The organism is Idiomarina abyssalis, assembly GCF_900116625.1.
GTDB lineage: Bacteria > Pseudomonadota > Gammaproteobacteria > Enterobacterales > Alteromonadaceae > Idiomarina > Idiomarina abyssalis.
Genome location: NZ_FPBE01000002.1, coordinates 43,101 through 56,666 on the forward strand (window position 1 = coordinate 43,101; position 13,566 = coordinate 56,666).

Genomic DNA, 13,566 nt, shown 5'->3' on the forward strand with positions numbered 1-13,566 from the left:
GTTAAGCAGTAGCGCTGAATGAGTCCACGGATGGACGAACACGCTTATCGTAGAAAGAGGCAATCATCTCGCCACGCTCCGGCGATGACAGAGTCTTTTTGCCCTGTTCGGCAGGTGCTGCAGCATCGACGCCATTTGACTGGCTATCAGCTTCGCCTTTATCTGCACCTTCCAGACTTTTGTTAAACGGCGCATTAATACTAATGTCCGGGTTTGGCTCTTCGCCCTCTTCACCATCCTGGCCGGACTCAATTTGCATCTGAGCTAACTCAGCCCGCGCCTGAGTTGCTTTATTGGTTGCTTCAGACGCTATTGCTCTGTCTGCCGGTGAAGGTTGCGCCGGTGCCATAGCTGCACGACGAACCACCTGCATTTTCTGGATAGTGGCTTGTGGGTCACCATTAACCGGGCTAACGTCTATCTGAACTTCACCGCCAACAGCATAAGACTTGCCATCGGGTCCTCGCTCATATTCGTACGAAGGTGAGCTGGCATACTGACCACCAACGGCAGCGTGAGCCTGTTCGTGCACACGAACTTCCTGGTCACGGCTTTTCAGTTCATCGACTTTCTCAATTTCTTCTTCACTGAGTTTTTGCTGATTTTTTTCAGCTTCATCGGTAACTTCCTTGCTGGCTTTGTCGGTGGCTGTTTTGTCGTCACCTTTGCCATCACTCTTGCCGCCGGCTTTTCGGTCGGCCTGAGTATTCGGTTTATTACTGGATTGGTCAGATTTGGCAGGTTCTTTCACCAATGGCCGCTCGAAATTATCCCTGTTCATCGACTCCGCAGGTGGAGCCGACGTTACAGGAATAGGCGGTAACGCTGGTGAGATATTCATGTTAGAACATTAAGCGTTGGTATCGATCATTGTGCCCAACACTTCGTCAGCAGTTTCTACTGTACGAGTGTTTGCTTCAAAATTGGTCTGCCCCTGATTCAGAGAAACAAGAGAGTCCGTTGTGCTTGTAGCCGTTACGCTTTGGCTCGTTTCAGATGCGGATTCTGTCGCTGTCTGAGCACCATTAACATTGGCATTGTCCTGCTGCTGAACGTCATTGCGCCCAGATGCAGAAGCTGAAGCAATTTCCTGGCTAGCCTGAGAAACTTGCTGGTTTGCACGTTGCATACCTTGCAAGCCTGAGTTCATTGCTGCACCAATTTCCATAGTCACTCCTAATCACGCGCTGCGCGTGTTACTGCGAATGTACTTGTCAGTATCGGTCATATTTTAAACATTTTCAAGTACTGACAAGTACCGTTCATCGCAATTTTCAGCCGGCTTTATGCGTGTTGTTGAATCTGGTTCAGCAAGGCTTTCCATGAGCGTTTCTGCACTTCTAAGGCTTCTTTCATTTCATCGACCTGCTTTTTCAGCACGTCAATATCATGGTTCACATGCTCTTTTAACGCTTTAGTTTTCGTGTCCAAAAGCTTTTTACGAGCCTGATAGTAAGCCTTCAAATGCTGACCCATTTGATCATAGTGCTCCTGAGCCCTTTCAAACAGCGAATCCGGTGCTGCTTTAGCTTTCTGCTGAGCGCGTTTTAACTGCATTTGCAGTTTCGCCCGCTCTACCTGATACGGCGAGCTACGCTTTAAGTTTTTCGCCAGACCCAGCCATTTACTGGCAACAATGAGCCATTTGGTCGGGTCAAAATGCCACCAGCGAATGCCGTTACGATAGTCCGCAGCAAAAATGTGGTGATAATTATGGTAGCCCTCGCCAAAGGTTAAAAAAGCCAGCACGCCGTTGTCGCGTGCCGTATTTTTGTCGGTATAAGGTTGTTTACCCCAAATGTGCGCCAGCGAGTTAATAAAGAAGGTAGTGTGATGGTTCAGCACCAGGCGCAGTACGCCGATAACCAGTAACCCGGCCCATACGTCGCCCAGCATAAAGCCAGCGGCAATTGGCCAACCAAAGTTCACAAATAAGGTCAGCGGCAGGTAATACTTGTGCTGCCACATAACAATTGGGTCTTTCTGTAAGTCCTGAACATTGTCGTAGTCGGTATAACGACTGGCCTGATATTCACGGATCATCCAGCCTATGTGCGAGTACCAGAACCCTCGCTTAGCGGAATACGGGTCTTTGTCGTTGTCATCAACATGTTTGTGATGTTCACGGTGATCAGAAGACCAGTGAAGCGCACTGTTTTGCAGTGCGACAGCACCACCAATAGCAAAAATAAAGCGAATTACGGGGTTGGCATCGTAAGTACGGTGCGCCCATAAGCGGTGGTAGCCCGCGGTAATCGATAGCCCGGCGAAACACGCCGTGCCTAACATAACCCACCAAAATGCGGCGCCAATACCTACGCTGTACGCGTATAAAGGCACGCCAACAAGGGCGACGATAAAAGTAATGGCAAAAACTAAGGTGTTTAACCAGATAATGGGGGGCTTTTCAGAAATCTGTTGCATGCATATAACCTAAAACAATCAAATAAAGGCAGGTGACAAAACAGCGTACACCTGTTCGCTGAATGTACGTGTTTCTCGGTCAAATTACAAGCGGTAAAAGTGTAAAAAGCTGTGTTATCATTCTTTACACACACGCATAAATAAACGAACACTATGGCCGGAATTCGCGCAAAGCAGAAAGAGAAAACCCGACAGGCGTTAATTAACGCGGCAATGAACCAATTAAGCGCCGAAAACGGGTTCTCCAGCTTAAGCTTACGCGAAGTGGCACGCGAAGCCGGTATTGCCCCTACGTCTTTCTACAGACACTTTCGTGACATGGATGAGTTAGGACTCACTTTGGTTGATGAGTGCGGTCTGGCATTACGTCAGTTGCTTCGTCAGGCGCGCCAGAGAATCGAGTCCGGCGGTTCTATTATTAGAGTATCCATTGAAACCTTTATGCAATTTGTGGCGGACAATACGGCGACCTTCCGGCTGTTGTTGCAGGAACGTTCCGGCCGCTCGCGCAGTTTCCGTTTAGCCGTAGTGCGCGAAATTGATCACTTTAAAGCAGAGCTGGAGGACTACTTAGTAAATGAGCAGTCCTTTACCCGAGAGCTGGCCGAACTGCAATCCGATACCATAGCTAAAATTGTATTCAGCGCCGGGGCCGACTGCTTCGATGTTGATGAAGAAGAACGCGAAATTATTACCGAGAAAACAATTCAGCAAGTTCGCCTGGTTGCCAGAGGCGCCGAAGCGACTCGCCGATTATTAAAACGAGAGTCATAGAAAAACAACTTTAAACAGACAGAACACTGGAGACTTATATGCTTTTACGTGCTGTAAGCGGTATGGCATTAGCAGTTTGGGCGGTTAATTTAGACGCCCGCGAAATGTCGCTAATAGATACCGTAACCACCAAAGCCATTCGTTCAGCTCAATTATCGCCGGATGGGCAATTCACGGCTGTTATCCGCTCTACGCCTCGTACTCCGTACGAAGACGACGACGGTTCCAGCTACCGTGAGTTAGTACTTATTAACGCCGAAGGCGAAGAAACTTCTTACCTGAGCAAAGATAAAAAGTTCAGCCGGGTCAGTTTTGGGCCACAAAGTGAGTACCTGTACTTTACCGCTAAAGAAGAAGGTGACGAGTACCAGGAGTTATATCGCATGCCAGTACGCGGCGGCGGTGTTCAGTCAGTCTTTGAATTTGAAGGTAACATTGGTAGCTACGCACTGAGCGATGACGGTGAGCAACTGGTCTTTTTATCTTCAGGCGCAAAAGACAGTGACAAGAAAAAGCTTTCGAAAAAGGGCTTTAAAGCTGAAGTGTACGAAGAAGATTTAACCTACACCCAGGTTTACCATGTTTCTCTGGGTAACGAAGAGGCAGAAGCCAAAGCGGTTACCGCCGAAGACCAGCACGCGCTTTCGGTTAGCTTCCACCCGAATAACGAACAGTTACTGGTTCGTACCGCACCAACTTCGCTGATTGACGACAACTACATGAGCAGTCAGTACCACTTAATGGGTCTGGATGGTGAAGTTGTTACTTCGTTCGAAAGCGAAGGCAAACTGGGACGCGCTGAATTTTCACCAGATGGTCGTTATCTGGCTATGATCCGCGCGGCGGACTACAACGACCCGTCTGCCGGCACTTTATTTGTTTATGACACCCGCGAGCAAGAACACCGTAATGTTCTGCCGGACTACAAAGGCTCTATCAAGGACTTTAGCTGGCGGACGGATGAAGAAATTGTCTGGTTAGGCCATCGCGGCACGGAGTCAGAAGTTCAGGCGTTGACGCTTAAATTCCTGGAAAGCCGTAGCCTGTTAGAAACTGGCGAAGCCATTTTCACCAGCCTGGACGGCGAAGCGGGCAAATCAGAATTTGTGCTGACGGGTCATCGCCCCAGCCATCCAAACGAAGCCTTTAAGTACAGCAATGGCCGTCTGGAGCGTTTAACGGATTCCAACCCCTGGTTGGCAGATATTGAAATGCCGCGTCAGGAAACCATGACCTACGAAGCTCGTGACGGGCTGAAACTGGAAGGCATTGTGGTTTATCCGACAGACTACGAAGAAGGCAAACGCTATCCGTTAATGATGGTGATTCACGGTGGTCCTGAGTCGCACTACAGCAACGGCTGGTTAGACCGTTATGGTTCGCCGGTTAAGCACGCTGCCGCCAAAGGTTATGCGCTGTTCTTCCCGAACTACCGCGGCAGCACCGGGCGCGGAGTTGAGTTCTCTAAACTGGGTCAGAACGACTACGCAGGTAAAGAGTTCGATGACATTGTCGATGCTAAAAAACACCTCGTTGATATCGGCCTGGCGGATGAGTCAAGCGTCGGTATTACCGGCGGTTCTTATGGCGGCTTTGCATCAGCCTGGGGCGCAACGGCACAGACCGAGCACTTTGCTGCCAGCGTCATGTTTGTCGGTATCAGCAACAACTTATCTAAGTTTGGTACCACTGACATTGCGAAAGAAATGCACGCGGTACACGCGCGCAGCTACCCATGGGACAAGTGGGAATGGTACTTAGAGCGCAGCCCAATTTTCCACGCAGAAAAGGCGCGCACGCCAATTCTTATCATGCACGGTAAAGAAGACACCCGTGTACACCCTTCTCAGTCAATGGAGCTTTACCGTTATCTGAAGACTCACGGTAACGTGCCGGTTCGCTTAGTGCTTTACCCCGGCGAAGGCCACGGTAACCGTAAAGTTGCAGCACAGCTCGACTACAGCATGCGCCTAATGCGCTGGATGGATAGCTTCCTGGTTGAGAAAGCCGAAGAGAAACCATCGTTTGAGCTGCCACACGCTGAGCAGTTGAAGTAAGAATACCTCTAATAAAAAGCCGGGAGCTGTGAAGCGTCCCGGCTTTTTTGTTCCTTCAACTTTTTTATTTACCGGCGACAGCTCGCCAAATTTCTTTCCAGCCTGGTTCTTTACCATAGTACTGAATGCCCATGGCGAATAAACGCCCGGCAACACTACGCATCCAGTAAACGAAGGCCGCCAGCAATACCAGGCTCAGCAACCACTCCCATACTGCAACGTCAGTTTGCAGCAAGCGCGCAGGCATCATTGCGAATGAACTGATCGGAATAATGCTCATCACCGTTGCGATAGTGGAGTCTGGCTCACCAATCACACTGAAGCTTAAAAACACCGGCAACAGCGGTACCAGCATTACGGTACTGCGGGACGAGTGATTCGGGTCATCAATGGTTGCCGAAAAGCCAGCCAGCATGGCGTTGATTAAAACTGTTCCCAGCACCACAAAGATAATACTGAGCAGAGTCGTTCCCACGCCCCAATCCAGGCCCGAACCACCGTCTTCTGAAAAGGCGGCAATCACCATGCTCACGCCCAGAATCATTAATCCAATAAAGGTCATGGATTTAATACTGTGCAGCGTAATACCTATGATTTTTCCGTCCATCCACTGCGTAGGCGTCACAATCGTCAGCAACTGTTCCGTCACACGTTGCTGCTTCTCGGCAGTAATCGACATCATCATCAATCCAAAACCGGTGAAAACGCCGACCATGATCACCATCAGTAACATGGTGGCGGAAGCGTCGCTGGCATCGTCTATCGAAGCGTCTTCGCTTTCTTCAATAGCAAAGGTTATGTCGGGTTTCTCATTAATGACTGTGCGCTCTTCCGGCGTCAGTGACAGTTGTTGAATACGAAGAGTCTGCAACTGCTCCTGCAGCTCGCTGCGTAACTCCTGCTGCCAGCTTTGTGACTTCTTCACCCAAACCTTAGCGGTTAGCTCGGGTGTAATCACAATCAAGGTATCTAAGTCTTCTGGTAGCTGCGTTTGCCACTTTTCCACTTCCATGGTGCCGGCGCTACGAAGGGTTAAGTCTTTTGGTGCCTTGAATTCCCACGCCTGCGGCTTACCTTCCTGATAGAAAATAGCGCCCTGGTATTCATCGGAAAAAATTTGGGTAATAGCTCCCCAACCAGCACTCACCGCAAAAATCACCACTAAAAGCGCAATGGAAAACAGCTCCTGCTTCCACTTAAAAAAGCGTTTGAATTCCCACCAGGCAATAGCTTTTAACTGTTGTAAGTAACTGACTTTCATGACTGCACCTCCCCGGTTTGCTTACGTATGGTGTCCAGGTACAAGTCATGTAACCCCGGCTGAATAGGTGCAAAAGCCTTTATCGGCACCTGCTGTGCTAGCTGCGGCCACAACTGCTCAATATCGGCGTCCTTGTTAAACGTCAGTTCAACCTGCTCGTCGTTTACTTTATGAACTGAATAGACCTGTTCCACTGCCGCCCAGTTTTCCATTGCAAGCTGGGCATTGGTGGTCACCCGGTAAACCGGTTCCGGTAGTAAAGTATTGCGAATTTCCTGAAGGCTTCCCTGCGCAACAGCCCGGCCTTTATTCATTAACAGCATGGTATCGGCTAAACGTTCTACCAATGCCATCTGGTGCGCACTCAGCACCACGGTTTTGCCGCGCTCGCGCAGCTCACTAAGTACCGTCAGCACATGTTCCTGATTCACCGGATCCAGACCTGAAAACGGCTCGTCAAGAATCACCAACTGTGGGTCATGCAGCAAGGTGGCTATAAGCTGCACTTTTTGCTGGTTACCTTTAGACATCTGACGCAACGGCTCGTCTTTACGATCCGTCAGTTCAAACCGTGCCAGCCAGCTGTCAATGTCGCCACGTATGTCGCTCAGCTTCAGTCCGCGCAGACTGGCAATGTAATTAAGGTTATCGAGAATGGAGCGGTCCTGATACAAGCCACGGTCTTCGGGTAAGTAAGCAAAGTCGTGGTAAGTCAGGTCTATGGTTTGACCGTTGTTCTCAACCACAATTTCGCCTTGGTCGGGGTGCGTCAAACCAACCAGCATACGAACTAAAGAGGATTTACCGGCACCGTTGGGACCAAGCAGAGCCTGAATTTTTCCGGGTTGAATATCGAGTGATATTGCATCTACCGCCGTAACCGTGCGATAGCGCTTAGTGACATTATTAACTGAAAGGCGCATGTTGTTTTTCTGTTATTAGAATGTGCCGCCTATCTTAGAAACACAAAGGGCCCGTAACAAGTGTTACGAGCCCTTTAATTTGTTTCAAACTGTGACTTTACAGTTGCGGGCCTGCCGCTACCAGCGCTTTACCGTTATCGGTGTCGGTAAACTTCTCGAAGTTAGCAACGAAACGCTCAGCCAGGTCTTTGGCTCGCACATCCCACTCACCCACGTCTTCGTAGGTGTTACGCGGATCTAAGATGCTGCTGTCTTCAACGCCGGCTAACTGAGTTGGCATCGCTAAGTTGAAGTATGGCAGTTCGACAAATTCCGCGTCTTCAATCGAGCCGTCTAAAATAGAGTCGATGATAGCGCGGGTCGCTTTAATAGAGATACGCTTGCCGGTACCGTTCCAGCCAGTGTTAACCAGGTAAGCTTCTGCGCCAGCCGCTTCCATACGCTTCACTAATACTTCCGCGTACTGAGTTGGGTGCAGACTTAAGAACGCCGCGCCAAAACAGCTGGAGAACGTTGGCGTAGGCTCGGTTACACCACGCTCTGTACCCGCTAATTTCGCGGTAAAGCCAGATAAGAAGTGGTACTGCGCCTGCTCTTTAGTCAGCTTAGATACCGGAGGCAATACGCCAAAAGCGTCAGCCGTCAGGAAAATCACTTTTTTCGCGTGACCCGCTTTAGACACCGGTTTCACAATGTTTTCAATGTGATGAATTGGGTAAGAAACACGCGTGTTTTCTGTTTTTGAGTTGTCGTCAAAATCAACAACACCATTTTCGTCAACGGCTACATTTTCCAGCAGAGCGTCACGGCGAATGGCGTTATAAATATCCGGTTCAGCTTCCTTCGACAGGTTAATGGTTTTCGCGTAACAACCACCTTCGAAATTGAAGACACCGTCGTCGTCCCAACCGTGCTCGTCGTCACCAATCAGTGCGCGTTTCGGGTCAGTCGACAACGTCGTTTTACCTGTGCCTGACAAGCCAAAGAAAATAGCCACATCGCCTTTTTCACCGACGTTGGCAGAGCAGTGCATAGAAGCAATACCTTTAAGCGGCAGAAAGTAGTTCATCATTGAGAACATACCTTTCTTCATTTCGCCGCCATACCAGGTGCCGCCAATTAACTGAATTTTTTCAGTTAAGTTAAACGCCACAAAGTTTTCAGAATTCAGCTCTTGTTCTTGCCACTTAGGATTAATGCACTTTGCACCATTCATGACCACGAAGTCTGGCTCAAAATTTTCCAGCTCTTCTTCGCTTGGGCGAATGAACATGTTTTTTACAAAATGTGCCTGCCACGCCACTTCAGTAATGAAGCGAACCGCAAGACGTGTATCTTCGTTAGCACCGCAATAGGTGTCGACCACAAACAGACGTTTGTGCGACAACTGCTCAGTAACCAAACCTTTCAGTTCATTCCAGGTTTCAGTCGACAATGGCTTGTTGTCGTTCTTGCCCTGGTCAGCCCACCAGACGGTATTGCGAGTTGTGTCGTCGCGAACAATGTATTTGTCTTTGGGGGAACGTCCGGTAAAAATTCCTGTATCAACAGCAACCGCTCCAAGGTCCGTTACCGTTCCTTTTTCATAACCTTGCAGGTCATCGCGAGTTTCTTCTTTGAACAGCAGGTCATAGGACGGATTATGGACGATTTCTTCGACATCGGTGATGCCGTAGCGGCTCAGATCCAGATTTGGCATGACGTAAGGCTCCTGAGATTACGGTCTTGTTCGTTAACGTTAACAGCAGTAGCACCGCGCAAAGCATCCTGTTTTGCTGCTGGTTTACTGGTCAATTTTCAGGCCGCGAATGTTAACCCGATTCCGGTAAAAAAGATAGAGCAAAATTTTGTCAGTTCGATAGAATGCCCGCCTGACTTAAGCAAGCAGCAGTGGGTTTCTGATCATTTATGCGTGATTCTTTTCACAGCCGAATTGGCTTTATACTAGCAGCCGCGGGCTCGGCCGTTGGTCTGGGCAACATTTGGGGCTTTCCGACACAAGTGGCAAACCACGGTGGCGGCGCCTTCCTGCTGGTCTATCTTTGCGTAATCTTTATACTTGCTATACCAGCGTTATACAGTGAAATGCTTATTGGTCACAGTGCACAGGCGAACCCGGTTCGCTCTTTAACGCAGCTGTCTGAAGGTCGCGCCCGCCCCATTGGTCGCCTAATGGGTTACCTGAATGTACTGGGCTCGTGCTTAATGCTGAGCTTTTACCACGTGGTTGCCGGCTGGATGTTGGTTCACGCTCTGGGCTTTTTGGCGCGCGGTTTTGGCATTGAAGTTGCCGCCGAATTTTTGCTTAACAGCTCACTCACCCGCGACTTAATTTTTACCGCTGTATTTTTGCTGGCCACAGCTTATGTGGTTTTTCAGGGTGTGGAAAAAGGCATTGAACGCTGGTCGAAACGGCTGATGCCAACCCTGGTCGTTTTGCTGGTTGCTCTCATTGCTTACATGCTGACTTTACCCGGTGCTGACGAAGGGTTGCAGAAATACTTAGTGCCCGACTTCAGTCTCATGACCGACACCAGCATTTTGGTTGCAGCTATGGGCCAGGCCTTCTTCTCACTCTCTATTGGCCTGGGCGGCATGATGATTTACGGCTCTTACCTGAAGCCTGGTGCTAATTTAGGCCGCTTAAGTTTATCAGTAGCTGCGCTGGACACCTTTATTGCGTTTTTAGCTGGCCTGCTCATTATTCCCGCTTTGTACGCTGGTATTCATCTGGGCGTTAATGTCGGTGAAGGTTCCCAGCTTATTGGCGAAGGCCAGCTCATTTTTGCGGTATTGCCAGAGCTCTTTAACAGCATGGGCGTAGCCGGACCTTTCGTTGCTTTCGCATTCTTTATCTTACTCAGTATCGCCGCTTTGACTTCAACCATTGCTCAGGCCGAAGTCCCGGTCTCTTACTGCATTGAAGAACGTGAGCTAAAACGCCCTGCGGCAACGGCTTTATCACTGGGGGTTATCGCAACCTTCTCGCTGTTATTAATCTTGTTTTTTGAGCCGCTGTTTGGCTGGGTTGTCACGGCAGTTACTCAGTTTCAGTTGCCGCTGTCAGGGTTATTCTACTTGCTGGTGGTCGGTTGGTTATGGCACCGCAGCAACCACTTAAAAGCTATTGCTGCGGGAAGTCTCGGTTTAACTTTATTACGCTGGCATATTCGTTATTTATGCCCGGTGCTAATGAGCATTGTGTTTTATCACGTCGCTTTTAGTTAAACCAAGTTAACTTTTACCGGGACGTTTTCCGGAAAATTTTTGCCCTAATGCTGACGCCACCCGGGCGTCAGTGAATCCGGAAACGTCACCGCCGTGTAAAGCGACCTCTTTCACCAGCGACGAAGAAATGAACGAGTTTTCCTCTGCCGGTGTTAAAAAGACACTTTCCAGGTTCGGGTCTAAACGCCGGTTCATGTTGGCTAACTGGAACTCATATTCAAAGTCTGAAACCGCCCGTAACCCTCGAATCAGCACCGTTGCATCGTACTCATGCGCAAAGTCCACCAATAACCCGGAAAAGCCTACGACAGTTACGTTGTCGAGGTTTTCAGTGACCTGCTGCGCTAATAAAACGCGTTCTTCCAGACTGAATAGTGGCTTCTTGCTCGGGCTTTCTGCAATACCCACCACAATTTCACTAAACAGAGTTGAAGCACGCTCAATTAAGTCGGCGTGGCCGTTTGTAATAGGATCAAAAGTCCCCGGATAAATTGCTCGGCGGTGCATAGCGTCTCCTAAACCGTGATTGAGCCATTCTTAATTTTCAATAAAGAGTACACGCAAGTGCACACTAAACAAAAGCCCGATATTCAAATTAAGGATGCGAGTTACGACTAACATCAGTAAACTAGAGGGTAATTTACGTTTTCAAATAGTGGAGTAAAAAGATGAGCTCAGCCTTTTATCAGCAATTGGCCGACCAACTGGCCGAAACTAAAGCCGAAGGCCTTTACAAGAAAGAACGTATTATCAGTTCGGACCAAAGCTCGGAAATTACGGTTAATGACCGCAAGGTACTCAACTTCTGCGCCAACAACTACTTAGGGCTGGCAAACCACCCGGACTTAATTAAAGCCGCCAAACAGGGCCTGGACGAGCATGGCTTCGGTACGGCTTCTGTCCGTTTTATTTGCGGCACTCAGGACATTCACAAAACGCTGGAACAAAAACTGAGCGAGTTTTTAGGCACTGAAGACACCATTTTGTATTCATCATGTTTTGATGCGAACGGTGGCTTATTCGAAACCCTAATGGGCCCGGAAGACGCTATTATTAGTGACGAGCTTAACCACGCCAGCATCATTGACGGTATTCGTCTGAGTAAGTCCAAGCGTTACCGCTACAAAAACAACAACCTGGAAGATTTGGAAGCACAGCTTAAACAAGCTGACGCGGATGGCGCACGCCACAAATTAATTGCTACCGACGGTGTGTTCTCTATGGACGGCGTTATTGCCAACTTAAAAGGCATTTGCGACCTGGCCGACAAATACGACGCGCTGGTGATGATGGACGACTGCCATGCCACTGGCTTCTTAGGTGAGAACGGTAAAGGTACGCATGAATACTGCGACGTGATGGGTCGTGTCGACATTATCACCGGCACCTTAGGTAAAGCTCTGGGCGGTGCATCTGGTGGTTACACTTCAGGCAAGAAAGAAGTGATTGACTGGTTACGCCAGCGCTCACGCCCTTATTTATTTTCTAACTCAGTAGCGCCAGCCATTGTGCAGGCATCGATTCGTGTGCTGGATATGCTGGCCGAAGGCCATGAGCTGCGCAGCCAACTGTGGGAAAATGCCAGCTACTTCCGTGAGCAAATGACTAAAGCCGGCTTTACTTTGAGCGGCGCAGACCACGCTATTATTCCGGTCATGGTAGGCGATGCCAAACTGGCCTCAGAAATGTCAGACCGCCTGTTAGAAGAAGATATTTATGTGATCGGCTTTTCGTTCCCTGTCGTTCCTAAAGGCAAAGCCCGTATCCGCACACAAATGTCGGCGGCTCACACACGCGAACAACTGGATCGCACCATTGAAGCCTTTACCCGCATTGGTAAAGAGCTGGGTGTGATTTAAGGAGTAAAGAATGAAAGCTTTGTCAAAATTGCACGCAAAACCGGGCATCTGGATGACCGACGTTGAAAAGCCCGAGTGTGGCTACAACGATTTGCTGATTAAAATTAAGAAAACCGCCATTTGTGGTACCGACGTTCACATTTACAAATGGGACGACTGGTCGCAGAAAACCATTCCGGTGCCTATGGTAGTGGGTCACGAATACGTGGGTGAAGTTGCCGCAATGGGTGATGGCGTACGTGGCTTTGAAATTGGTGACCGCGTTTCCGGCGAAGGCCACATTACCTGTGGTCACTGTCGTAATTGTCGTGCCGGCCGTCGTCATTTGTGCCGTAACACCTATGGCGTTGGCGTAAATCGCCCTGGCGCTTTCGCAGAATACTTAGCACTGCCGGCTGAAAACGCCTTCAAACTGCCAGATGACGTCACTGACAAAATGGCGGCGGTATTTGACCCATTCGGCAATGCCGTTCACACCGCTCTGGCTTTTGACCTGGTGGGCGAAGACGTACTGATTACTGGCGCCGGCCCAATTGGTATTATGGCAGCAGCCGTTGCCCGTCACGTGGGCGCGCGTCACGTGGTTATTACTGACGTAAATGAATACCGTCTGGACTTAGCTCGTAAAATGGGCGTTACCCGCGCAGTGGACGTTAGCAAAGAGAAACTGTCTGACGTCATGACTGAGCTGGGCATGAAGGAAGGCTTTGACGTGGGTCTGGAAATGTCCGGCGTACCGTCAGCGTTTTCACAAATGCTGGAAGCTATGAACCACGGCGGCAAGGTTGCCATGCTGGGCATTCCGCCAGAGAACGTCGCCATTGACTGGAATCAGGTCATTTTCAAAGGCTTGGTCATTAAAGGTATTTACGGTCGTGAAATGTTCGAAACCTGGTACAAAATGGCCAGCTTACTGCAGTCAGGACTGGATATTTCACCGATATTAACGCACGAAATGCCCATAGATGACTTTGAGAAAGGCTTTGAAACCATGATTTCAGGCCAGTCGGGCAAAGTCATACTGAACTGGGACTAATAGG

At 49.3% G+C, this 13,566-nt stretch carries 12 protein-coding genes; 5 read left to right on the top strand and 7 right to left on the bottom strand.

Annotated features, from left to right (window positions below; translation table 11 throughout):
- Position 1 precedes the first annotated feature (1 nt).
- The 3 genes from BM359_RS05715 to BM359_RS05725 form a co-directional block, all read right to left on the bottom strand.
- Positions 2-841: a putative metalloprotease CJM1_0395 family protein gene (locus BM359_RS05715; protein ID WP_234972466.1), complete on the bottom strand. Its 840-nt coding sequence runs from the start codon at positions 839-841 to the stop codon at positions 2-4.
- A 9-nt stretch (positions 842-850) separates the two neighbouring features.
- Positions 851-1,168, bottom strand: coding sequence for a flagellar basal body rod C-terminal domain-containing protein (locus BM359_RS05720; RefSeq protein WP_054490787.1), 318 nt, complete (start codon positions 1,166-1,168; stop codon positions 851-853).
- A gap of 116 nt (positions 1,169-1,284) precedes the next feature.
- Positions 1,285-2,424 (bottom strand): fatty acid desaturase, encoded by a 1,140-nt coding sequence (locus tag BM359_RS05725; protein ID WP_054490789.1) that lies wholly within the window; start codon positions 2,422-2,424, stop codon positions 1,285-1,287.
- A gap of 153 nt (positions 2,425-2,577) precedes the next feature.
- On the opposite strand from BM359_RS05725, the gene fabR reads away from it, so the two are divergent.
- Positions 2,578-3,198, top strand: a complete 621-nt coding sequence (gene fabR / locus BM359_RS05730; protein ID WP_054490791.1) for an HTH-type transcriptional repressor FabR — start codon at positions 2,578-2,580, stop codon at positions 3,196-3,198.
- Positions 3,199-3,236: 38 nt separating this feature from the next.
- Entirely contained in the window at positions 3,237-5,255 is a 2,019-nt protein-coding gene (locus tag BM359_RS05735; protein WP_054490793.1) for a S9 family peptidase, read from the top strand.
- 64 nt (positions 5,256-5,319) lie between these two features.
- On the opposite strand, the gene BM359_RS05740 is transcribed toward BM359_RS05735, so the two are convergent.
- The 3 genes from BM359_RS05740 to pckA all read right to left on the bottom strand — a co-directional run bounded on the left by BM359_RS05740 (position 5,320) and on the right by pckA (position 9,138).
- The gene (locus BM359_RS05740) at positions 5,320-6,516 is read right to left on the bottom strand and encodes an ABC transporter permease (RefSeq protein ID WP_054490795.1); all 1,197 of its coding nucleotides are present in this window, start codon (positions 6,514-6,516) and stop codon (positions 5,320-5,322) included.
- Positions 6,513-7,439: an ABC transporter ATP-binding protein gene (locus BM359_RS05745; RefSeq protein ID WP_054490797.1), complete on the bottom strand. Its 927-nt coding sequence runs from the start codon at positions 7,437-7,439 to the stop codon at positions 6,513-6,515. Before BM359_RS05745 ends, BM359_RS05740 begins: the two co-directional genes overlap by 4 nt.
- A gap of 97 nt (positions 7,440-7,536) precedes the next feature.
- On the bottom strand, positions 7,537-9,138 hold the full coding sequence (pckA, locus tag BM359_RS05750; protein ID WP_054490799.1) for a phosphoenolpyruvate carboxykinase (ATP): 1,602 nt from the start codon (positions 9,136-9,138) through the stop codon (positions 7,537-7,539).
- A 209-nt stretch (positions 9,139-9,347) separates the two neighbouring features.
- On the opposite strand from pckA, the gene BM359_RS05755 reads away from it, so the two are divergent.
- Positions 9,348-10,667, top strand: coding sequence for a sodium-dependent transporter (locus BM359_RS05755; RefSeq protein WP_054490802.1), 1,320 nt, complete (start codon positions 9,348-9,350; stop codon positions 10,665-10,667).
- Between the two features lie 6 nt (positions 10,668-10,673).
- Here BM359_RS05755 and coaD read toward each other — a convergent pair whose 3' ends face one another.
- Entirely contained in the window at positions 10,674-11,174 is a 501-nt protein-coding gene (gene coaD, locus BM359_RS05760; protein WP_054490804.1) for a pantetheine-phosphate adenylyltransferase, read from the bottom strand.
- A gap of 161 nt (positions 11,175-11,335) precedes the next feature.
- Here coaD and BM359_RS05765 point away from each other — a divergent pair, with 161 nt between their 5' ends.
- Positions 11,336-12,526 carry a glycine C-acetyltransferase gene (locus BM359_RS05765; protein WP_054490807.1) on the top strand — a complete coding sequence of 397 codons (1,191 nt, stop codon included), beginning with the start codon at positions 11,336-11,338 and terminating at the stop codon, positions 12,524-12,526.
- 10 nt (positions 12,527-12,536) lie between these two features.
- Positions 12,537-13,562, top strand: coding sequence for an L-threonine 3-dehydrogenase (gene tdh, locus BM359_RS05770; RefSeq protein ID WP_054490809.1), 1,026 nt, complete (start codon positions 12,537-12,539; stop codon positions 13,560-13,562).
- Positions 13,563-13,566: the final 4 nt, after the last annotated feature.